Origin of the sequence: Rhodococcoides trifolii, assembly GCF_014635345.1 — a bacterium.
In the GTDB taxonomy this organism is placed as follows: Bacteria; Actinomycetota; Actinomycetes; order Mycobacteriales; family Mycobacteriaceae; genus Rhodococcoides; species Rhodococcoides trifolii.
Map to the genome: position 1 here is coordinate 1,018,568 of NZ_BMCU01000001.1, position 23,329 is coordinate 1,041,896.

Here is a 23,329-nt window from a genome sequence, read left to right on the forward strand (position 1 = left end):
GTGACAACCATGACGCTGCAACCCACCCGCCTCGAGCGCACCACCACCGACGCCGGCGCCGAACTGGCCATTCTCACCTTCGACGACGGTGGCCTGAATCTGTTCGATCAGGCCATGTTCGACGCGGTGATCGAGGACATCGCGTCGCTCACCGAGCACCCGCCGCGCGCCCTGCTCCTGCGGGCCGAGGGCAAAGTCGTCTCCGGAGGGGTCGACGTCCACGTGTTCGACGGGCTCACCGAGGCCGAGGGCACTGCCCTCTGGGAGGACATGTTCGCGCAGATCGCGCATCCTCTCGAGGATCTGCCCTGCCCGGTCGTCTACGCGGCGCACGGGCTGACGCTGACGGCGGCGCTCGAGATCGCGCTGGCGTGCGACATCATCCTGGCCGCGCCGAGAGCGAAGTTCGGTCTCGTCGAAACCGTTGTGGGACTGACCCCGTCGATGGGTGGACCGCAGCGGATGGCCGAGCGCGCCGGGTCGGGGCGGGCACGCGAGTTCGTGATGACCGGCGATCTGTACGACGCCGCGACGATGTTGGAGTGGGGTGTCGTCAACCAGATTCACGACGACGTCGACACTGCCGCTCGCGCGTTGGCCGCCCGTCTCGCCGACGGCCCGACCCGCGCGCACGCGGCGACCAAGGAGATCATCGGTGCTTGGCGCTCCGGCGGTGTGCGACATGCCGATTCGATCACGTCCGCCGTCTCGGGCGCGTTGTTCGAGACCGAGGACCTGAAGGGCGCGGTGCGCAGCTTCCTCGACGTGGGGCCCGGTAAGGCCACGTACACCGGGCGCTAGTCCCTCTCCTCGATCCACCGGAGAACGTGCGGCGCGATGTGGTCCACGGCGCGGGCCGTCATCATGTCGCCGTGTCGTGACGGCACCGACGCTGTCGTTGTCGGCCCGTCGCAGTAGGGCGCCCAGAAGTCCGACACTCGGGAGAGTTCCGCCGTCGTGACGTCGGAATCGACCAGCAGGACAGGTCCGTTCCACGGCCGCGGTTCGTGGACGTCGACGAGAGCGTGAATGCGCAGCATGGCGCGGGTGACGCGCAGGGCCTGCTCGTCCGATACCGGGAGCGCATCGCCGCCCATGGACTGCCAGATGTCGCGCACCGAGTCGATCGGCATCACCGACGGGTTTTCAGCGGCGGCGTCGCCGTACAGGCTGTGGAACTGGCGGGTCTTGATCTCGTCCCCGGGGGTGATGCTGTGCACGGGGTCGAGCATGGTGAGCGAGACGATGTCGGCGCCGTGCCCGTCCGCAGCCATGCGTTCGGCGATCGCCTGCGCCAGCACCCCGCCGATCGACCAACCGAGCAGATGGAACGGACCCGAAGGGTGCACCTTCCTGATCTCGTCGACGTAGCGAGTGAGCAACGCCGACATGGTGTTCGGGTCGAACTCGTCGTCAGTGAGTGCAGGGGAGTGGACGCCGAAGACGGTGCGCCCCTCGCCGATGCGGCTCGCAAGCTCGACGTAGGGCCACGCGAGTCCGAGCATGGGATGGATGCAGAACACCGGCGCACCGTCACCTCCCGCGTCGAGCGCCACGACGGTCTCCCATGCGGTGGACGTCGTCGTATCGATCTGCGCCGCAATCGCTTCGACGGTCCCGCGCGTGAAGATGGTGCGCAGCGGCGCGTCGATCGACGTGGACCGAGTGATCTGAGCGGCCAGTCGTGTTGCGGCCAAGGAGTTCCCGCCGAGCGCGAAGAAGTCGTCGTCCAGGCCGACGTCGGCCCGGTCGAGTCCCAGGACCTCGGCGACGGCGTCGGCCACAGCGCGTTCGGTCGCGGTGACCGGCGCCCGGAACACGGCCGGGACCACGACGGGGGCCGGTAACCGTCGACGGTCCAGCTTGCCCGATGTCGTCAGCGGAAGCGCGTCGACTTCGATGATCTGCGTGGGCACCATGTACTGCGGCACCGTGTCCGCGACCCCGCGAAGCAGTGCGGACGTGTCCAACGATCCGTTCGTCGCGCTGACGTAGGACACGAGACGGTCGCCGACCGACGCGTCGTGGTGGACGATCGTCGCGGCCGTGTCCACTCCCTCCTGCGCGAGCAGGGCGGAGTCGATCTCGCCGAGTTCGATTCGCTGTCCTCGTACCTTGACCTGGAAATCGCTGCGGCCCAGGTAGATCAGCTCTCCGTCCTCGTCCCACCGCACCAGGTCGCCGGTCCGATACATTCTGGACCCGCCGACGCCGTTGGCCTCGGCGACGAACCGCTCCGCCGTCAGCGCGTGTCGACCGAGGTACCCGCGCGCCAACTGAGGGCCGGACAGGTACAGCTCACCCGTCACCCCCACCGGAACGGGATGCAGACGACGGTCGAGTACCAGCGTGCGCACACCTCGAACAGCGGAGCCGATCGTCACCGGCTCGCCTGCAGTCATGGGGCCCGATGCCGTTGCCCAGACGGTGGTTTCGGTGGGCCCGTAGTCGTTGTACATGCGCTGCGAGGGTGCCCACATGGACACGAGCTCCGGTGGGCACGCCTCGCCGACGCTGATCACGTGCTCGAGGTGGTCGAGTCCGTCGGGATCGACGGTCGCCAGCGCGCGGGGCGTGATGAGGGCGTGGGTGACGCGGTGCCGGCGAAGCACAACGGAGAGTTCGTCGCCGCCGTACACCGCGGGCGGCGCGATCACCAGGGTGCCTCGCAACCCGACGACGAGGATCAATTCTCCGATGGAAGTGTCGAACGTCGTCGGTGCCAGACCCGCGACACGAGGGTCCTCCGGCCGGTCCCATCGGCTGCGGTGGTGAGCGACGGCGTTCTCGAGACCCGCATGGGTCACGGCGACACCCTTGGGTCGGCCGGTCGATCCGGACGTGAACAGGACGTACGCCAGGTTGTCCGGATGCAGCGGCGCCGGCAGTTCGTCGTCGGCGAGCGGCCCGTCCTCGATCTCGTTCAGTCGGGCGAGCGCGTCGCGGTCGTCGAGGCACCACCAGAAGTCGCTCTCGTCTGGGCGTTCTGCAGTGGTCGTCAGCCCGAGTAGGGCGTCGGACTCGGCGAGCATCGATTCGATTCGCGCAGAGGGGAATCGGGGGTCGACCGGGAGAAGCGCGGCGCCGGCTTTGGTGACGGCCCACAGTGCGACCATCGACTCGACCGACCGCGTCAGTGCCGACGCGACGACGATATCGGGGCCGGCTCCGGCCGACAGCAGCGCACGAGCCAGCCGGTCGGAGCGTCGGCTCAATTCTGCGTAGCTGACGTTGCGGTCACCGTCGACGATCGCGACGGCGTCGGGAATCTCGTCGGCGAGAGCGGTCAGAATCGCCGGCAGCGTCGTCGGGGCACGGTGTGCGCCACCGGTCCGGTCGAGGACGGCACGGCGCTGCGCAGCATCGAGCAGGTCGATGTCGCCGACGGGCCGATCGGGTTCGGCGACAGCGCCCTCGACGATGCGGACGAACATGTCGACGAGTCGGTCGATCGTCGCCGCGTCGAACAGATCGCGGGCGTACGTGATGGCTCCGTCCAACGTTGCGGCGTCGGGTCGGTCCGTGAGATCGAGGGTCAGGTCGAACTGCGTCACACCGGTGTCCGCGTGCACGGGTGCGATGGTCAGGCCAGGCAGCTCGAGCTCGGGTGGTGTGGTGTTCTGGAACGCCAGCAGCACCTGGAACACGGGGTGGTGGGCGGTGCTGCGGATCGGGTCGAGAGCCTCGACGACCTGCTCGAACGGAATGTCCGCGTGGCCCATGTCGGCTGACGCGTCGGTGCGTGAACGGCGCACCAGCTCCGAAAACGTCTGTGCCGGTCGCACTTCGGTGCGTACGGCCACAGTGTTGACGAACATGCCGACGAGGTCGTCGAGAAGCGGGTCACCTCGACCGGCGGTAGGAATCCCTACGGTGATGTCGTCGGTACCGGACCAGCGCGCCAGTGTCACCGCGAGCGCGGTCTGCAGCACCATGAACAGCGTCGCCTCGCGTTCGGCGGCGAAAGCGCGAAGTCTCGCAGTCAGGCCGGGGCCCAGCACGACGGGGACGCGCCCGCTGCGACGGGTGGGCCGATCGGTACGCGGTCGGTCCGTCGGCAGATCGAGTGCATCGGGCACACCGGCCAATCGGGTCTTCCAGTAGTCGAGCTGCTGTTCTGCTCGCTCACCGACGACAGCGCGCTGCCACATCGCGTAGTCGATGTACTGCACGGGAAGGGGAAGGAACGACGGAGCGGTCCCGGCGGCGCGCGCCGTGTACGCCGCGATCACATCACGGGTGAGCGGGGCCATGGACCATCCGTCGGCGGCGATGTGATGCACGACGATCACGATCACGTGGTCGCTCGCGCTCGTCGACAGCAGCATCACGCGCATCGGCGTGTCCGTGGTGACATCGAAAGCGGCCGTGGCGAACTCGGCCATGGCGGTTGCGACGTCCGATTCCGACACGAGTATCGGTGTCAGTGGTACGGATTGCGCCGGGAGCACCTTCTGGTAGGGCACCCCATCGAACTCCGGGTACACCGTGCGCAGCACGTCGTGACGTTCCACGGCGTCATCGATCGCGGACTTCAGCGCGGCGACGTCGAGTTCGCCGGTCAGACGCAGCGCAACCGGAATGGTGTAACTGGCTGCGCTGCGGTCGAATCGATTGAGAAACCACATCCTGCTCTGGGCGAACGACAGCGGCGGCCGATCGGGCCGATCCATCGCCGCGAGCGGAATCCTGCCCGACGACGGCGCCTGCTCGACCAGGGATGCCAGTGACGCGACGTCGGACGCCTCGAAGACGGCGCGTACGGACACGTCGGCGTCGACGGCGGCACTCAGGCGGGACACGACGCGGGTCGCGGACAGCGAGTTGCCGCCGAGCGCGAAGAAGTTGTCCCCCAGCCCGATCCGTTCGACGTCCACCGACAGCACGTCGGCGATGGCCGTGGCCACGGCGACCTCTGCCGCGGTGACCGGCGGACGAAACTCCGCCGGCACGACAGCCGGTGCGGGCAGTGCCCGGCGATCGACTTTGCCGGAGGTGGTCAGGGGCAGTTGGTCGAGCTCGACGATCCGGTCCGGAACCATGTAGCGGGGCACTCTGCTCGCCACAAGAGTTGCCACCGAATCGATGTCGATGCCGATGCCCGTGTCGATACCGTGGCCGACCACGTAGGACACGAGGTGATCGTCGGTGACGACGGTGACCGACTGACGGATGGTGGGGTGGAGGCACAGTGCGGAATCGATCTCGTCGAGCTCGATCCGAAGCCCGCGGAGTTTGACCTGAAAGTCGCTGCGGCCGAGATAGACCAGTTCACCTCGGGTGTTCCAGCGGACGAGATCGCCGGAACGGTACATGCGCGCGCCGCCCGGCGCAGCGACGAACCTCTCCGCGGTACGAGCCGGGTTGCCAATGTACCCGCGGGCGAGCTGATCCCCCGTCAGATACAGCTCGCCGACGACCCCGACGGGGACGGGAGCGAATCGGGAGTCGAGCACCCACGCGTACTGCCCGCGCAGGGGTCGACCGATGGTGACCGTGCCGTCCGCAGTCATCGGTCCCGCGGAGGTGGCCCAGATGGTGGTCTCACTGGGCCCGTACTCGTTGTACAGCAACCGGTTCGGCGCCCAGGCTGCGGCAAGATCGGGTGGGCAGGCCTCGCCGACACTGAGCACGATGCGCAGGCCGCCGAGCCGGGTGCGGTCCAGCGACTCGAGTGCGCGCGGAGTCAGCATCGCATGGGTGACTCGGTGGCCTTCGAGGAACGCGGTCAGAGCGTCGCCACCGAACACGGTGGGAGGCGCGATGACCAGAGGAGCGGCCAACGCCGCCGCGATCAGCACCTCGCCGACGGATGCGTCGAAGGTGGGCGAGGAGACGGCGAGAACTCGGGGATCCGAGCCGCGTTCGAGGCGGTGGTCGGCCAGTGCGTTGTGCAGTCCGCGGTGCGTGACCGCAACACCTTTGGGGGTGCCGGTGGAGCCGGAGGTGTAGATGACGTAGGCGAGGTTGTCGACGTGCGCCGGCGCCGGCGCCGCCGGAACGTCGTCGGGGAGCGCGCCCGGATGCACCCAGTCGAGGTGCGGTAACGCGTTGCCGTCGGTGGCGACACCGAGGACGGCCCCCGACTCGGTGACGATGTGGCGCAACCGGTCCAGCGGATGCGTCGGATCCAGAGGCAAGAATGCGGCGCCGGTCTTGGTGACCGCCCACAGGGCGACGAGATAGTCGACCGACCGCGGGAGTGCCAGTGCCACAACCACGTCGGGGGCGGCTCCGCGCCCGAGCAGCACGCGCGCGAGCCGATCCGAGCACTCGTCCAGTTCTGCGTAGGTCAGAGTGCTGTCGTCGGTGATGACGGCAAGTCCCGACGGATCTGTCGCCACCGCGTCGGCCAGAATGTCGCGCAGCGGTCTCGGCGGCATCGCGGTACCCCCGGTGCGGCCGAGCAGATCCGCGCGCTCGCCCGGTTCCAGGACGTCGATGCTGCCCACCGCATCCGACGGCTGCGCCGCAACCGATGTCAGGACGCGCACGACGAGCGCCGCGAATCGCTCGATTGTGGCGCGGTCGAACAGGTCCACCGCGTAGGTGACGGAGGCGTCCAACCCGTCGGCGGTCTCGGTGACGTCCAGGATCAGATCCGCGACGGCGGGAGCGCTACCGAGGTCGATCGGCTCGACGGTCAGTCCCGGCATCTCCAGCCTCGCCGGCGTCGTGTTCTGGAACGCCAGCATCACTTGGACCAACGGGTGGTGTGCGGTGCTGCGCACCACGTCCAGTTCTTCGACGAGAACGTCGAACGGGAGGTCCGTACGCTCGAAGGCCCGCAGGGTGTCCTCTCGGTCGTCGGACAGGGTGTCGTCGAACGAGCGCATCGGATCGACGACGGTTCGGAGCACCACGGTGTTGACGAACATCCCGACCAGATCGTCCAACGCCGGATCGGTGCGCCCCGCAACGGCGGTGCCGATGGCGATGTCGACGGACCCCGACCATCGAGACAGGGCGACCGCGAACGCCGTCCGCACCACCATGAACAGGCTCGCGCGGTGGCGAGCGGCCAGAGTCCGCAAGGCGCTCGTGGTGTCGCCGTCGATGCGGAATTGCACGCGATCCCCGGATCGAGACGCCACCGCCGGGCGTGGCCGGTCGGTGGGCAGGTCGAGAACGGCAGGCAAATCCGTCAAGTGGTCCGTCCAGTACGCCAGTTGCCGGCCGAGCATCGACCGAGGGTCGTCCGGCCGGCCGAGCGAATCACGTTGCCACACCGCGAAATCTGCGTACTGCACGGGGAGCGGTGGGAACTCGGGGACGGTTCCGGCGGCGCGCGCAGAGTATGCCGTGACGATGTCACGGGTCAGCGGGGCCATCGACCACCCGTCCGCCGCGATGTGGTGCAGGGCGACGATCAGAATGCGCTCGTTCTCGCCGGACTCGACCACGCCGACACGGATCGGGATGTCCGACCGTACGTCGAAGGGGGCCGATACGAAGTGGTGTATCCGGCCGTCGGGCACCGCAATGATCCGTACGGGGTCGCTCGCCGAGATCACCTGATACGGAGATCCGTCCGATTCCGGGTAGACGGTGCGCAGTACCTCGTGACGCTCGACGACATCACCGACCGCCGCGTCGAGTGCGGTCCGATCGAGGACACCCGTGAGCCGCAGCGCCAGCGGAATCGCGTACGTGGTTGTGCCGGAATCGAATCGATTGAGAAACCACATCCGTTGCTGCGCGTACGACAGCGGGACGATGTCCGGTCGCTCGACCGCAGCCAGCGGGGTGCGGTCCGACCTGTTCGCCGCGGTGTCGACGAACGATGCGAGATCGACCACCCGCGGCGCATCGAACACGGCGCGCACCGGCACGTCCGTCCCGAGCCGTGCATTGAGCCGGGCGACCAATCCGGTTGCAGTCAGGGAGTTTCCACCGAGCGCGAAGAATTCGTCGTCCAAGCCGATGGGGTCCGTAGTGTGCACCACCTCCCCGATGCACGACGCGATCGCCCGCTCGGTCGCCGTGATCGGCGCCCGGAACGACGTGGGGGCGAAGACGGGAACCGGGAGGGCGCGTCGGTCGAGCTTGCCGGACGTGGTCAGCGGCAAGCGGGGAAGGTCGACGATGCGGGTGGGCACCATGTATCGCGGGAGTCGTGCGGCCAGAGCTGCCATGAGCGCATCGGTGTCGATCCCGTCTCCGACGACGTAGGAGACGAGGTGTTGCTCGTTCTGGACGGTGGTGACGCTCTGACGAACTGCGGGCTCGCTCCGCAGGGCAGCGTCGATCTCGGTGAGTTCGATGCGCAGTCCGCGCAGCTTGACCTGAAAATCGCTGCGGCCCAGATAGATCAGCCGACCTTGCTCGGTCCAGCGGACCAGGTCACCAGTGCGGTACATGCGCACCCCGCCCGGCGACGCCACGAACCTCTCCGCGGTCCGAGCGGTGTTCCCGAGGTACCCGCGAGCGAGTTGGTCGCCGACGAGGTAGAGCTCTCCGGTCACCCCGAGCGGGACCGGGTTGAGCCGCCGGTCGAGCACGCGTGCGCGTAGGCCGCGCACGGGCGTCCCGATCGTCACCGCATCGTCTGCCGCCAGCGGACCGCTCGTCGCAGCCCAGATCGTCGACTCGGTGGGTCCGTAATCGTTGAACAAGGTGCGGTTCGGAGCCCAGTCTCGCACGACGGTGGGTGGGCACGCTTCGCCGCCGCTGATGAGGGATCTGAGCGCTGGAAGGTGCTGAGGATCCATCGATTCCAGCACCCGCGGTGTCACCAATGCGTGGGTCACCTGGTGTCGGCGCATGAACGACTCCAACTCCGCGCCGCCGTAGACCGACGGTGGGGTGACGATCAGAGGCGCCGCCATCGACAGGGCGACCAGGAATTCGGCGATCGATGCGTCGAAAGTCGTTGCCGCGACGGTCACGACGCGGGCATCGGCCCCGTCCCCGCACCGATCCCGCTGATCGGCGACGGCGTTGTGGAGCCCACGGTGTGTGATGGCAACGCCTTTGGGGGTGCCGGTGGAGCCGGAGGTGTAGATCACGTAGGCAAGATTGTCGACGTGCAGATGCTCGGTTATGGGTGGCTGCGTCGAGTTCGGCACCGCATAGACGTCGAGCCAGTCGAGCCAATCGAGCGCGGGCAACGACTGCTCGGCCGTCGTGATGCCGAGCAACGCCCCGGATTCGGCGAGAATGTGGCGCAGTCGGTCGAGGGGCTGCGCAGGGTCCAGCGGCAGGAATGCTGCTCCGGCCTTGGCGGTGGCCCAGAGCGCGACGACGTAGTCCACGGACCTCGGCAGTGCCAGCGCTACGACGGTGTCGGGTCCGGCTCCGCGCTCGCCCAGCACCCGCGCCAGTCGGTCCGAGCGCGCGTCGAGCTCCGCGTACGTCAGGACGACGTCGTCGGTGATGACTGCAGGCTCGGCCGACTTGGTCGCTACCGCGTCGGCGATCAGGTCTCGCAACGTCTTCGGGGATACAGCGGGGAGTCCCGAACGGGAGACATCACCCGGATCTGTCAGCTCGATGTCACCGACCACCGCGGTGGGGTCGGCTGCCACCGCCGTGAGGATGCGGCCGAGGTGGTCGACGAAGCGCAGTGCGCTCGCGCGGTCGAACAGGTCGGTCGCGTAGGTGAGCGACGCGGCCAGACCGTCGCTTTCGTTGTCGGTGACGTCGAGAACGAGATCGAAATGCGCCGGGGCGCTGCCGACGTCGACTGGGGTCACGGACGTACCGGGAACCTCGAGAGCCGGTGCCACGGGATTCTGGAACGCCACCATGACCTGCACGAGCGGGTGGTACGAGGTGGTGCGGGCGACGTCGAGTTCGTCGACCAGCCGCTCGAAGGGGATGTCCGCGTGCGCGTAGGCGTCGAGGCAGGTGTCGCGCCCGAGACCGAGCACATCGGTGAACGCCGCTCCGAGATCGATCTTCGTGCGCAGCACGAGGGTGTTGACGAACATGCCGACCAGGTCGGCCGTCGCGGACTCGTTTCGACCGGCGACCGGTGTGCCGACGGCGATGTCGTCACGACTGGTCCACCGCGCCAACGTGACCGCCAGGGCCGCGTGCAGTGCCATGAACAGGGTTGCCCGTCGTGCGGCCGACACGGTGCGCAGTGCGGTGGTGGTGTCCCCGTCGACCGTGAACGTGACCTTGTCACTGCGGTGGGTGGGCCGGGCCGGTCTCGCTCTGTCGGTCGGCAGATCCAGGGCCGCGTCGAGCCCGGCCAATCGCGCACGCCAATAGGCAGATTGGGTGGCTGCGAGTGAACTGGGAGAGTCACCCTCTCCCAGTAACTCGTACTGCCACAGTGCGTAGTCGGCGTACTGCACCGGAAGAGGCGACCACGACGGTGCCTCGCCGTCCGCTCGTGCCGCGTACGCGAGGAGGATGTCGCGGGTGAGCGGGGCCAACGACCATCCGTCGGCCGCGATGTGGTGGAGCAGGACGACGAGCATCTGCTGGTCGGCGATTCGGGTGAGGTGAATGCGAACGGGAATGTCCTGTGTGACGTCGAACCGCGCCGCTGCGACCACGTCGCCGATGTCGTCGACGGTCGCGGCGACCGGCGGGGTGATGTCGTCGGCGGCCAGAATCCGTTGCTGCGGCGCGCCGTCGCTGTGCGGGTAGATCGTACGAAGAACCTCGTGACGCTCCAGCACGTCCATCACCGCGGCCTCGAGTGCGGGGACGTTCAGTGCCCCGTCGACGCGTAGCACGATCGGCATGACGTACGCGTTGGTGCTTCGGTCGAATCGGTTGAGGAACCACATCCGTTGCTGCGCGAACGAGAGGGGGATCCGGTCGGGTCGGGTGTGGGGAGTCAGGGCCGGCCGTGTGGGTGTTCCGCCGGTCTCGCCGATGGCTCGGGCGAGTGCGGAGACGGTCGGCGCATCGAACACGGTGCGCACGGACACTTCCACACCGAAAGCGGTGCGCAGCCGAGACGCCAGTGTGGTTGCGCCGATGGAGTTTCCGCCGAGCAGGAAGAAGTCGTCGTCACGCCCGACCGGGCCCGTCGTACCCAGGACGTCGGCGACCGCGTCGGCGACGAGCCGCTCTTCCGGCGTCACGGGTGGGCGGAACGTAGCAGCCGAGAACACCGGGGCGGGCAGTGCGCGCCGATCCAATTTTCCGGAGTCGGTGACCGGCATCGCGTCGAGCACCACGATGGTGGACGGCACCATGAACCGCGGAAGGCGTTGCGCCACGGCGTGCATCAAATCGGATCTGTCGATGGACTCCCCGGTCACGTACGCGATCAGATGCTCGCCCTCGTGAACGACCGTCGCGGCGCGACGAACCGACCGGTGGGTGAGAAGGGCAGCGTCCACCTCGCCCGGCTCGATGCGCTGGCCCCGCAGTTTGACCTGGTCGTCACTGCGGCCGGCGTACTCCAGCTCACCGGACGCGCTCCAGCGCACCAGGTCTCCGGTGCGGTACATCCTCGAACCGCCCGGCGCGGCGACGAAGCGCTCGGCGGTGGCCGAACGGCGACCGACGTATCCGCGCGCGAGCTGGGTTCCGGACAGGTACAGCTCGCCGACCACACCGACCGGGGTGGTGCGCAGTCGGTCGTCGAGAACCGCTGCGGTGCAATTCCATACCGGCCTGCCGATCGGAACCGAGAGGCGATCGTCGGATGTCACGCGATGCGCGGTGACGTCGATCGCGGCTTCCGTCGGTCCGTACAGGTTGTGCACCCGAGCGGCACCGATCGACCGCGCCCGTCGTGCGACGTCCGCGGTGAGCGATTCTCCGGAGGCCAGGATGTGCCGGAGGGAGACGCACTCCGATGCGCCGGGTTCCTCGGCGAACGCCGACAGCATCGACGGCACGAAGTGTACGGCCGTGACCTGTTGTGTCCGAACCAGATCGACGAGGTACCTCGGGTCGCGGTGACCGCCGGGCTCGGCCAGCACCAAGCGCGCCCCGACCTGAAGCGGGAGAAACAGCTCCCAGGTCGAAACGTCGAACGTGACGGGTGTCTTCTGGACCACGACGTCGTCCGGTCCGAGGGTCAGATACGAACTGCGCCAGCGTAGTTGGTCGGTGATGGCTGCGTGGGTGACGGCGACACCCTTGGGTCGGCCTGTGGAACCGGAGGTGAACAGGACGTAGGCAAGGTGCTCGGGACGCGCCGGCGACGACCACTCGACGTCGGGTGTGGGCACGGTCTCGTCCACCGCCACCCACGCCACGGTCTGCGGAAGTGAGGCGGCCGACGCCGTCACGGTGAGACCCAATATCGCAGCGGATTCGGTGAGGATGGCGGCCGCCCGTTCGACGGAGTGGTCGGGGTCGATCGGGACGTAATGTCCGCCGGCCTCGAGGATCGCGTAGATGCTCACGATCAGCTCGAACGAGCGGTCCATGGCGACTGCGACTGCGGTTTCGGGACCCACACCCAGGTCCGCGAGTCTGCTCGCCAGGGACTTCGTGCGGCGGTGCAGTTCCTGATAGGTGAGGTGGTCCCGGCCGAGAGTCAGAGCGACGGCGTCGGGGGTGCGGGCCACCTGCAGGCGGAAGAGGTCGGACAACGTGGTCGGAGGGAGGGGGCGCGCCGTGTCGTTCCAGGTCGATTCGATCAGTTCTCGGTCCCGCGCACCGAGGATGTCGATGTCCCCGATGCGCCCCCGCGGGTCGCGGCCCATGGCGTCGAGGACCCGCAGGAACTGACCGCCGATTCGGTCGACGGCGGTTCGGTCGAAGACACCGGTGAGATACGTTGCGCGCACTCGAATTCGGCCGTCGACGGTGACGGACAGGCTCAGCGGGTAGTGCGTGGCGTCGACCACGTCGACGCCTGCCACGGTCGGTCCGCCCTGCCGATCGAGCGATGCCGTCATGGCGTCTCGATCGACCGGGTAGGACTCGAACGCAACGGTCGTGTCGAAGTCGACGCCCGGACCCACGGCTGCGGCGATGGCGGAGAGTTCGACATGGTGGTGTGGCAGCAGCGCGGCCTGCTCCGCTTGCAGCCGGGTCACGGCAATGTCGACGGTTTCGGCGGGGTCGTATCCGACTCGGACGGGGATGGTGTTGATGAACAGACCGATCATCGATCCGGCGCCGTCGAGTTCGGGTGGTCGCCCGGATACGGTGGCACCGAAGACGACGTCGCGACCGCCGGTGTGGGTGCCGAGTACGACGCCCCACGCGAACGTCACCATCGTGTTGAGCGTGACTCCGATCGATCTGGCCGCGTGCGAGATTCGCGCCGTGGTGACCTGGTCGAGGTCGAACAGCCTCTCGCCCGAGGTGCCCGAACCGGCTGCCGCCCGCGCGATCCGGCTCGGCACGTCCACTCCGCGCAGAGCAGCGGTCCAGGCATCCAGGCCTGCCGTGGTGTCGACCGCCGCGACCCATTCGAGGTAGTCCCGGAAGGGCCGCGGCGTCGGCTCTGCCGCACCGGCCTGGCCGTAGCAGGTCAGAAGGTCGTTCAGCAACAACGGCATCGACCATCCGTCGAGCAGGATGTGATGATTGGTGATGACCAGGCGCCACCGGTCGGGGGCCATCGTCACCAGGGTGAAACCGATCAGCGGTGGCGCGGTGATGTCCACTGGTTCGGAGCGCCGGGCGTCGGCGGACCGCGCAAAGGCGTTCTCGGGGTGGCGCTCCGAGCTCAGATCGATCTCGCGCCACGGAACCGTGACGCCTTCGACGACGACCTGCGCAACGCCTCCGTCCGCGGTGGTCACGAACGCAGCACGCAGGTTCGCGTGACGGTCCAGCACGGTTTGGGCGGCGCGGTGCAATCGTGCGGTGTCCACTACGCCGACCAACTCGACCACCGATTCGACGATGTACAGATCGGCCGTCGACTGCGCCAGCAGCGCATGGAACATCAGTCCGGACTGCAGCGGAGCCAACGGCCAGACATCCGCCGTCGACGGGTACCGACTCACGATGTCGTCGACAGCGTTCTGCGACAGTCTGATCAAGGGAAAATCGGACGGTGTGTGGCCACCCGCGTCGTCGGAGTCGATGTGCGCGGCGAGACCGAGCAGCGCGCATCGCCACAGGTCGACCAGCTCCTCGGCATCGGTTCGCTCGAGAAGCGTGTCGAGGTAACCGACTCGTGCAGTGAGGCGGCCGTCCTCGACGACGGCGTCGATACCGATCACGGAGTCGGCTGGCATGTCCGCGTCGGGCGTCGCCACGAGGTCGCCGAACCGTGCGATCGGCCTCCATCCCGCGCCCTCCGGGAGGTCGGACGACGACACCCGGCCCAGGTAGTTCAAGGCGATCTGAGGTTCGGTCAGACCGAGGTCCAGGATTCCGTAACCGATTCCGCCATCGGGTATCTCGGCGACGGCTTCCTTGGCGGCGCGGATGGCCGCACCGGCCGCGGGCGCACCGTCCATGGCGCTGTCGATGTCGATGTCGGTGAGATCGACCCTCATCGGATAGACGGTCGTGAACCATCCGACGGTGCGCGAGGTGTCGGCGCCGGGCAGCACCGAGTCTTCGCGTCCGTGCCCTTCCATCCGGATCGCGGTGGTGGGCGCCTCGACGCCGCGGCGGCGACGCCACACGGTGACCGCCATGGCAAGTGCCGCAACCAGCGCGTCGTGGGCGTGCCCGTGAAACACCGCCGGACCTCGGCGCACCAGGGCGTCCGTGGCGCGGTCGTCGAGCGCGAGCTCGAGGTGCTTCGTCGCGACCGCGAGGTCACGGGCCGGATCCAGGTGCCGAGATCCGAGAGCGGGATCGCCGCCCTCGACGATGCGTCGCCACATCGGTTGTTGCGCAGCGATGTCCGTGCGGACCGCGATTTCATGCAGGCCGCGTGCCCACCGCCGCATGGACGTCGCCACGGGGGGCACTGCGGCGGGTCGGCCGGCGGAGACGTTGCTCCAGGCGCGTACGAGGTCGGCAACGAGAATGCGCCAGGAGACGCCGTCGACGGCGATGTGATGAACGACGACGAGAAGCTGACCCGCACCGTCGGGCGCGGCGAACCACAGCAGCCTCAGCACCGAACCGGTCGCCGGGTCGAGCAGACCCACGACACGATCGAGTTCGGTTGTGGCCGTCCGATTTCCGCTGTCGATGCACTCCAACACGGCGTCGACGTCGACGGACCCCGGCGCGGATGCCTCGAACGCCCGGGCGCCGTCCGCACCTCGGTACAGGCGGGATCGCAGCATGTCGTGCGTATCGACGACGGCACCGACGACCTCCACTATGGTGCTCCGATCGATGCCGACCGGGAGCTCGAGCAGCATGGACTGCGAGAATCGATCGAAACTACCGGGGCGCTGAATCATTCGGCGCACGATCGGTGTCGGGTCGATCGAACCGACACCGCCGCCGGGGAGTTCGTCGAGGCCCTCCTCATGATCCTCTGCGGCTCGAGCGGCGTGCGCGATGCGTGCGACGGTCCGGTTCTCGAAGATGTCGCGGGCCGACAGACGAAGCCCGCGTTCGGCGAGCACTGTCACCAGCCGAATCGACACGATGCTGTCGCCGCCCAGGGCGAAGAAGTCGTCGTCACGACCGACGGAACCCCTCGCGCCCAGAACTTCTGCGAACACTGCCGCTACGGTGCGCTCGACGTCCGAGACAGGATCGCGGTACACGGCGGTGGTGGTAACCGTGGTGGGGAGCGCCCGTCGGTCGATCTTGCCGCTCGCCGTCGTCGGCAATTCCGCGAGTGCGGTGATGACATCGGGGACCATATACGCCGGAAGGATCTGCGACAGAGCACGTCCGAGCTCATCGGTATCGACCTCACCCGTGACGAAGGCCGCCAGCGTGCCGCCGTCGCGCACCACCGTGACCGCACTGGTGACTCCGGGCTGCCCGCGCAGCGCGTCGTCGATTTCGCCGAGCTCGATGCGGCGGCCGCGAATCTTGATCTGTGAGTCGGTGCGGCCGAGGAAGTCGAGCTCGCCGGACAGGTTCCAGCGCACTCGATCTCCGGTGCGGTACACACGGGTGCCGTCCGCCGCGGCCACGAACCTCGTCGAGGTGATCCCGGTCTGTCCCGCGTAACCGCGAGCAAGTCCGGCTCCCGCGACATACAGCTCGCCGACCGCTCCGACCGGTGCGTCACGGAGGTGGGAATCGAGTACCCGAGCGGTCGTCCCGGCGATCGGCGCGCCGATCGTGACGGGTGCACCCGGCTCGAGGCGCGAGGTGCCCGTCGCCCAGATGGTCGTCTCGGTGGGGCCGTAGTCGTTGTAGAGCGAGCGTCCCTGTGCATATCTTCGAGTTACATCGGGGGTGCACTGTTCTCCGACGCTGATGACGGTCTGCAGCGTGTCGAGTCCGGCGGGGTTCATGGACTCGAGGGTGGTCGGGGTGAGAATGGCGTGGGTGATGTCGTTGTCGGCGATGAAGCGTCGCAGTGGTTCACCGGCGTACACCGAAGGCGGCGTCACGACGAGGGGGGCCGACATCGAGAGTGCGAGAAGCACTTCCGCGATGGATGCGTCGAAGGTGGGGGAGGCGACGGCAAGCACCCGCGCCCCGGTAGGTGGTGTACCGAGTCTCGTCTGTTGCGCGGCGACGAAGGACGCCAGACCGCGATGCGTGACCGCAACGCCCTTGGGGCGGCCGGTCGAGCCGGAGGTGTAGATGAGGTAGGCCACGTGGTCCACTGCGATCGGGACGTGGATCGAATCCGTCGACGCGTCGGCCGACGGGCCGGTCCAGTGGACCTCGTCGTGCGCGTCGGCCACCTCGCTCGACAGCGTGATCCCCTGCGTCACAGACAGTTCGGCGATGATACGACCGAGCCGCTCGGCGGGCTGATCGGGGTCGAGGGGTAGGAACGCGGCCCCGGTCTTGGTCACCGCCCACATCGACACCAGGTAGTCGATCGACCGGGGGAGGGCGAGTGCCACCACGGTGTCGGAACCGGCACCGCCGGCGATCAGGCGGCGTGCGAGTCGGTTGGAACGATGGTCCAGCTCGGTGAAGTCGAGTGTCTCGGATCCGGAGATCAGAGCGATGGCCGAGGGGTTCGCGTCCACGGTCGTTCGCAGCAGGTCTCGCAGGGTCTGCGCAGGAGCGGCGCGCCCGCCGTGGCGTGGGACCGGGCGGTTCGTGCCGTCGTGAACCTCGACCTGCCGCACGGTCGTGGTGCCGTCGTCGACCAGAACGGCGTCCATGATTCGGGTGAGTCTGTTTCCGTGAAGAGCAATCTCGGATTCGGTGTAGCGGGACGGGTTCCATTGGATGTCGAGGTGTGGATCCGTTCCCGGATACACGTTGACGGCGATGTCGTGCACCGGACCGGACGAGAGAATGTGCACCGGAGCGCGAACGGCGCCGAAGTCGAGAGGCGCCACGAACGGCATCACGTTGATCACCGGTCCGAAGAAGACGCCGAACGTGCGCAACTCGACGTCGACCACGCGGTCCCAGTCCTGAAATCGTTGATGGCGCAGCGCTGTCGTCACCGCGAGGCGCACCTGCCGGACCAGCTGCGTGATCGTATCGCTCTGCGACACAACCACTTCGATCGGAAGGACGTTGGCGAGCATCCCGCCTGTACCTCTGAGGAATGCCGTCGTCCGCCCCGAGACCGGCAACCCGACCACCACGCGCGGCGAATCGGTCACCGCGGACAGGTACAGCGCGAACGCGGCGATCAGGGCGGCCGAGTCCACGTCGGACAGTTCGGCCGAGCCCAGCCATGGGACGCGCATGGCCCGCGGTTGCGCGGGTGCGGTCGGTGGCCTCGTCGAGAACGTGGACGGCCCCGCGACGTCGGCGAGAGCTCCGCGCCAGTGTGCGAGATCTCGTGCGTGGCGGTCGGAATCGGCGTACTTCGCCTCGATGGAATGCAAGCCGACGATGTCGGTCGCGTCGGGCGGCGGTCCGGACAGCTCGCGTCCGGAATGCATGTCGGCCATGCGGTTGATCAGAGTGAACGCGCCGAAGCCGTCGAGGACGAGATGGTGCGATCGGAAATACAGAAAAGTGCGATCGTCGGTGAGCCTGAGGAGAGCGCCGCGCAACAGAAGGGTGTCGTGGAGCACGACCGGAGTCGTGAAGTCTCGGGTCATCCACTCGTGTGCGAGTGCGACGTTGTCGATGTGGTCTCGCAGATCGATCACGTCGATCTCGTACGGAGCATCCATGTCGAGCGTGATCATCGGGTCGCCGCGAACGTCGACGATGCGTACGTAGGCCAGCCCGTGCTCGGCTCCCGCGGTGTACATGGTCTGCAGGAGGCTGTCGATTCCTGCCAGTCCCTCGATGTCGAGGTAGAGCGCGACGGTGAAGGCGGTCTCGGGTGCCAGCTGCTGCGCCAACCAGAGCGATCGCTGTGCGGCGGAAAGGGGAACGATGTCGCGCGGAACGGATGGATCGATCACGAATGTCGAGCCGATATTTCTGCCGGGGTCACAGACTCACGGTACAAAGAACGGCGTTCGAACGGACGATTTACCCGTTACTTTGGGAGGTCTACACGGTTGCGCCGGGATCGATTGTCAGAGCGCATCGTCGACGAGAACCGAACGCAGCTTCGCCGTGGTCCCGCCGTCGATTCCGAGGGCGTCGAGGTATCCCTCGAACGAGCCGTGGAGACGGTTCACTTCCGCCATGGCGGCACGGTAATAGTCCTCGCGTACTCCGAGCATCGCGTCGGTCAGCTTCGCGTACTGGGTGTCGCCCCAGATCGACGCGACATCGCGCCGTAACGGATCGATCGCGTCGTTGCTGCGGAGGTAGTCGGCCAGAACGTCCTCCTCGGTCACACCGGCCGCGCGGAGAACGGTCGCGACGGTCCACCCGGCGCGGTCCTTGCCCGCAGCGCAGTGGACCAGGACGCCACCCTCGCCCGCCACGATCGTCTCGACGACCGACCGAATGGCGTCCCGAGCGCCGTCGAGCGACGGGAAGCGTGTGTACGACGTCAGCATGTGCTCGATCGCTGTGGCCTCGTCCGGGACGGATGGTGCTTCGTGAGGCGCCGTCTCCCCGCGGTAGTTCCAGTACGGACGCGCGTGCACCCGAACCGACTCCGGTGTGAGGTCGGCGCCTTCACGTTCCACCTCGGCGTCGCCGCGCAGATCGAACACGTCGGTGATCCCGAGGTCCGCCAGGGCGGCTCGACCGTCGTCGTCGAGCCGACGCAGGGCGGAGGCGCGGTGCAGAACGCCGCTGCGGACGATCCCGCCGTCGGTGGTGCGCAGTCCGCCCACGTCGCGGTAGTTCCACGCGCCCGACAGAAGAAATTGACTCGTCACATGATCCCCTCAGCTCCGACAGACACAATGGCGGAATGGATTCTTCGGTGTTCTTCCACGCGTTGGTGGTGATGAACGCACTGTTCGCGTCGTGTTCGTGGTGTCTCGCGCGCCCGACGCTGCTGTCCTCCACGGCCGTCGTCGTCACGTCGGTGGCATGGGTTCTGCTGAACGGACCCATCGAAGGCCGAGTACTGGTCGTGATCACCCCTACCAACGGGATCACCGAGTCCGATCTGCTCTCGGTGATCGGCGTCGGGATCGCCGTGGTCGGGTACGTCCGGGCCGCACGCAGGCGGTCCGATCAACCCTTGTCGACGACCACCGCGTAGGACCCGATTCCGATGAGCCCGGCGCCGGGGACGCTGCTGCTCTCGAGCACGATCGACGTGATCGACCCGGTCGACGAATCGAACTCGACATCCTTGACCGAACCGAGTTCGGCACCGCCGGTGCTGAGCACGCGCTTGCCCAGGATTGCTTTGTCCTTGCCGCTCTTGGCCTCGACGTCCGCGTCCGCGGCGGAAATCTGCTCGGCGCCGGTCACCGTGACGGCATCCGTGCCGAACCCCGCGATGTTCGACCAGGTCAGGGTGTCGCCCGAATCGGCCTTCTTGACGTTCAGGGCCAGCACGGAACGGGTGTCCGCGTCCACGACGAACCCGTGAACCTTGCCCACCGTGTCGGCGGAGGTGGTGCTGACGATCTTGCGGCCCTTGGCCTCGGAGAACAGCATCAATGAGATCCTTCGAGTTGTGCGCGGAACGCCTCGATGGCGGCGCCGAACCCGGCGAGGTCGTCCCGGACGAATTCGGTGGCGCTCGCCGGCACCATGAGGTGCTCGGCGGAGGCAGCGAGGGTGTCGGGGAGGGGGATGAGTACCTTGGTGCCCTTGTTCTTCAGCGACTCCGAGGATTCGACCTCGTAGCCGACGACGTCGCACTTGCCACCGTTGGTTCCGCTGACCTCGATGATCACGTCGATGACCTTGCCGAGGTCGGTTCCGGAATCGGTCAGTACCTGGGAGCCGAGGATGTTGCCGCCGCTACCGCCCGAAGTGAAAACCTCGGTAGGACTTGCCAATACGTCGTCACGCAGAATCATGACGGCGTCCGGACCCAGGGCTGCGACGTGCGACCAGGCAAGGACTTCCTTCTTGGGGCCGGAGAACAGTCCCCGCCCGGCCAGGGTGAAGCCGGAGACCTCGCCGCCGCCGGCGGCGTAGACGATGTCCTTGATCTGGGCGACGTCCTCACCCGCCATCGTGACGACGGGTCGCTTCTCGATCTCACTGGCCCGCATCAGCACCGTCATGACGCGCCGCCCATTCCCGACCGGCCTCCGGCCTGCCCGCCCGGCTTCTCGACGTTCGAGGTATCGGCAATGATCACGCCGCCCGATCGGCGCTTTGCCTGAATCGCGAGCACGGCTCCGACGATCACCGCGATGATCACCAGAACCAGAATGAGCCAACCCCACCACTCCATGACAAACCTGTGCTTTCCGCGAACGTGCTCGCCCCCGGCGGGACGAGCGATGACGTCATCGTAGTGCGACTACCCACAGAAGCCCGTGGCCATGCCGCGGTTCCGTGCTGTGACCCACGAGACACGCTTTTTAACTTGCTTAGCGCATGTATGTATTCGTATAGTTGCGGACAGCAAGTAAGTCGAATCACAGTCTGGAGTGGCCAATGGCAGTCCACCACGAGACAGCCGAAGAGCTGGTCGAAGAGGTGTTTCTCTTCGGCCGGGCCCTGAAACTGGCGGTCGGAAACAGTGACAGTTCGTTGCTGCCACCGGCCCTGACCGGCGTCCTGGGGATGCTCTCCATTCACGGCGAGTGTCGTCAGACCGAGTTGGCGTCGTTGCTGTGCCTCAGCCAGTCCGCGCTGAGTCGGCAACTGTCCGATCTCGTCGAGTGGGGATACATCACCCGTACCCCCGATCCCGACGATCGTCGAGCAGCGCTCGTTCGGGTCTCCGACAGTGGCTTCGAAATCTTGGAACGAATCAAGGAAAGCAGGGTGGCCCGGTTGTCGACGATGTTGGGCGAGTGGTCCGAAGAACAAGCACTCGCCGCGCTCGAATCCGTACGCCACCTCAAGGACACCTTCACCGACCAGGCGCGTCACGCCTCGGCCGATTACACGCTGATTGCGAGATGACCATGACCACTGCACAGGAAGCTCCGCCATCTACCGAGACGGTGGTGCACGACCCCAAGGCGATGTCTCACCGCCAGATCCTCGAAGCCCTCGTCGGGCTTCTCGCCGCGCTGTTCACCGCGCTGCTGAGCACCACCATCGTCTCGACGGCGCTGCCCACCATCATCGGTGACCTCAAAGGCTCGCAGACCGCGTACACCTGGGTCATCACCGCCGCACTGCTCTCCAACGCGGCGTCGACACCCATCTGGGGCAAGCTCGCCGACCTCTTCAACAAGAAGCTGCTGGTCCAGGGCGCGATTCTGATCTTCGTCGGCGGTTCCGTCATCGCCGGTTTCGCTCCCAACGTGGCCGTCCTTCTGGGCGCACGCGTCGTGCAGGGCATCGGCATGGGCGGACTGACCGCACTGGTCGTCGCCATCATCGGCACCATCGTGTCCCCGCGTGAACGCGGCCGGTACTCCGGCTACACCGGTGCCGTCATGGCCGTGTCGCTCTCCGGTGGACCCATCCTCGGCGGCGTCATCGTCGACAGCCCGCTCGGCTGGCGCTGGTGCTTCTTCGTCTGCATCCCGCTCGCCGTCATCGCGATGTTCCTGCTGCAGCGCACGCTGAAGATCCCGACCGAGCGCAAGGATCACGTCTCCATCGACTGGCTCGGCGCACTCCTGCTCACCGCCGGTGTCTCCATCCTGCTGATCTGGGTCTCGTTCGCCGGCCAGGCCGGGTACTACGACTGGATCTCCCGTGACTCCGCGATCTACGTCGGCGCCGGTGTCCTGCTGCTGATCGCCTGCCTCGTCGTCGAGACACGCGTGAAGTCCCCGATCATCCCGCTCAAGATCGTGCGTCAGCGCACCACCGGACTCGCCATCATCGCGTCCATCGCCGTCGGTGTCGGCATGTTCGGTGCCACCACCTTCCTCGGCCAGTACTTCCAGACCGCTCGCGGCTACACCGCCACCGAGGCAGGGTTGCTCTCCATCCCGCTCGTCGCCGGCATGTTGGTCGCGTCCGTCGGAACGGGTCAGCTCATCTCCCGCTTCGGCAAGTGGAAGGCGTTCATCGTCACCGGTTCGCTTCTGCTGGTCGCCGGATTCGGTCTGCTCGGCACCATCGACCACACCACCAGCCTCTACGTCATCGGTGTTCTGATCGCCGTGGTCGGACTCGGTGTCGGTTCACTGATGCAGAACGTCGTTCTCGCCGTGCAGAACACGGTGAGCAGCCACGAGATCGGTACCGCCTCGAGCACCGTCGCCTTCTTCCGTACCTTCGGTGGCGCGATCGGCGTCTCGGTCCTCGGCTCCATCCTCGCTTCCCGCGTGGCGACGCTGTCCGCCACCGGATTGGCCGCAGAGGGAATCGATCCCGGATCGGCCAGTGGCGGTGGAGGACTCGACCTCGCGTCCATGCCGCCCGCCGTGGCCACGGTCATCCGCACCGCCTACGGCGACGCGACCGGGCACATCTTCCTGATCGCCGGAATCGTCTGCATCGTCACGGTTCTCGCGGTTGCGTTGATCCCGAACCGTCCCCTGCGCAAGACGATCGACCTGGCGTCGGAGATGCCGGCCGCACCGGCCGACGAGGCATCGGAAGTTCAGCTCAAGTGGGTTTCGGACGACGACAAGGACGCAGTCTCGGGTCGCCACGAGGCGCACGACGGTCAGGAACCGTTCGCCGGTCTGAGCACCGACGCCCGGGACCGTCTGCTCGCACTGCTTCTGCCGGAGCCGAAGGAAACCCTCGAGGCTCTCGAAGAGGCCGAGTCCATCCGTTCCGAAGTGGTTGCGCTGCAACAGGAGCTCGACGCCAAGATGCTCGACTTCGACGCGGTCTGCGAGCGCCTGCGCCGCCTGGGTCTCAGCGAAGACCAGATCGCTCGGGTCCTCGGTGACAACCATGTGCCCGATACGCACAACACAGCAGTTCGGGTTCAGGTCTAGACAGTCGGTTCACACTGCGCGCCCGCTCT

Annotated in this window: 9 protein-coding genes; 4 read left to right on the forward strand and 5 right to left on the reverse strand. The window is 67.3% G+C overall.

The features are described from left to right. The first annotated feature begins 9 nt into the window (after window positions 1–9). Window positions 10–801, forward strand: a complete 792-nt coding sequence (locus tag IEW02_RS04790) for an enoyl-CoA hydratase/isomerase family protein (RefSeq protein WP_188543501.1) — start codon at window positions 10–12, stop codon at window positions 799–801. Here the strand turns inward: IEW02_RS04790 and IEW02_RS04795 are convergent. Both IEW02_RS04795 and IEW02_RS04800 read right to left on the reverse strand, forming a co-directional pair. Continuing rightward, on the reverse strand, window positions 798–18,308 hold the full coding sequence (locus IEW02_RS04795) for a non-ribosomal peptide synthetase (RefSeq protein ID WP_188543502.1): 17,511 nt from the start codon (window positions 18,306–18,308) through the stop codon (window positions 798–800). The two genes, IEW02_RS04790 and IEW02_RS04795, sit on opposite strands and share 4 nt — an antisense overlap. A gap of 117 nt (window positions 18,309–18,425) precedes the next feature. Then, entirely contained in the window at window positions 18,426–19,184 is a 759-nt protein-coding gene (locus IEW02_RS04800; RefSeq protein WP_188543503.1) for a tyrosine-protein phosphatase, read from the reverse strand. Between the two features lie 35 nt (window positions 19,185–19,219). Between IEW02_RS04800 and IEW02_RS04805 the strand changes: the two genes are divergently transcribed. Beyond that, window positions 19,220–19,516, forward strand: coding sequence for a hypothetical protein (locus IEW02_RS04805; RefSeq protein WP_188543504.1), 297 nt, complete (start codon window positions 19,220–19,222; stop codon window positions 19,514–19,516). Here IEW02_RS04805 and IEW02_RS04810 read toward each other — a convergent pair. Genes IEW02_RS04810 through IEW02_RS04820 form a run of 3 tightly spaced genes read right to left on the reverse strand, consistent with a single transcriptional unit; the run spans window position 19,489 to window position 20,671 of the window. Continuing rightward, the gene (locus tag IEW02_RS04810; RefSeq protein ID WP_188543505.1) at window positions 19,489–19,920 is read right to left on the reverse strand and encodes a PRC-barrel domain-containing protein; all 432 of its coding nucleotides are present in this window, start codon (window positions 19,918–19,920) and stop codon (window positions 19,489–19,491) included. The two genes, IEW02_RS04805 and IEW02_RS04810, sit on opposite strands and share 28 nt — an antisense overlap. Further along, on the reverse strand, window positions 19,920–20,498 hold the full coding sequence (locus tag IEW02_RS04815) for a PRC-barrel domain-containing protein (RefSeq protein WP_188543506.1): 579 nt from the start codon (window positions 20,496–20,498) through the stop codon (window positions 19,920–19,922). The genes IEW02_RS04810 and IEW02_RS04815 overlap by 1 nt, the downstream gene beginning before the upstream one ends. Then, on the reverse strand, window positions 20,495–20,671 hold the full coding sequence (locus tag IEW02_RS04820) for a hypothetical protein (RefSeq protein WP_188543507.1): 177 nt from the start codon (window positions 20,669–20,671) through the stop codon (window positions 20,495–20,497). The genes IEW02_RS04815 and IEW02_RS04820 overlap by 4 nt, the downstream gene beginning before the upstream one ends. 206 nt (window positions 20,672–20,877) lie before the next feature. Between IEW02_RS04820 and IEW02_RS04825 the strand changes: the two genes are divergently transcribed. Next, complete coding sequence (locus IEW02_RS04825; RefSeq protein WP_188543508.1) at window positions 20,878–21,351, forward strand: MarR family winged helix-turn-helix transcriptional regulator; 474 nt, start codon at window positions 20,878–20,880, stop codon at window positions 21,349–21,351. A 2-nt stretch (window positions 21,352–21,353) separates the two neighbouring features. Beyond that, complete coding sequence (locus IEW02_RS04830) at window positions 21,354–23,300, forward strand: MDR family MFS transporter (RefSeq protein ID WP_229745776.1); 1,947 nt, start codon at window positions 21,354–21,356, stop codon at window positions 23,298–23,300. Window positions 23,301–23,329: the final 29 nt, after the last annotated feature.